The sequence below is a fragment of the Vibrio sp. 2033 genome (assembly GCF_033339735.1).
Genome location: NZ_JAWOVC010000750.1, coordinates 1 through 535 on the forward strand (window position 1 = coordinate 1; position 535 = coordinate 535).

Below are 535 nucleotides of genomic sequence, written 5' to 3' on the forward strand. Positions count from 1 at the left end.
TGGAACTGACCTGTGATGTATTGAGCATCCGTTCCATCTCGAACATACGCTAACACATTCACATCAAGTATCTCGGTGTTAGATGGGCTATAAATCGATGCGCTAGCAAGCAAATCTGGAGCGGTTTCCAACACGCTATCACTTGTGATTCCTTCCATGGGAATCAGCCAGTTCCCATCGGCATCTTGAGAAGCACCATTCGGATGAGTAACAATGAGGTCTTGACCCTACGGTATCTGTAAAACGATGTAATCGAGATACTCTGAACCATCAATATCCGCTTCTGCAAATGTAATGCCTCCACTCACGTCGACAGCAGACCCATCCGTACTTGTGAATACTTCAGTCGCGCCTTCTAAACGTGTTTTGTCAATATCTTCATTACCAATATCCACTTTTCCAGAAACCAAGACGCTCAAAGAGCCATTGATTGCCTTTACATCAGTCTCCATCGTAGGAGACGTGTCTGTCACTTCGTACTGAACTTCCAGGCTAAATGTACCACTTAGGTCTTCATTAGCTTTTACAGTGATTC

1 protein-coding gene is annotated in these 535 nt (G+C 44.5%); it reads right to left on the bottom strand.

The features are described 5' to 3' along the window. Nucleotides 1-227: 227 nt before the first annotated feature. Nucleotides 228-535 (bottom strand): hypothetical protein (locus R7P74_RS28885; RefSeq protein WP_318124137.1); only part of this gene is annotated, 308 nt, incomplete at its 5' end.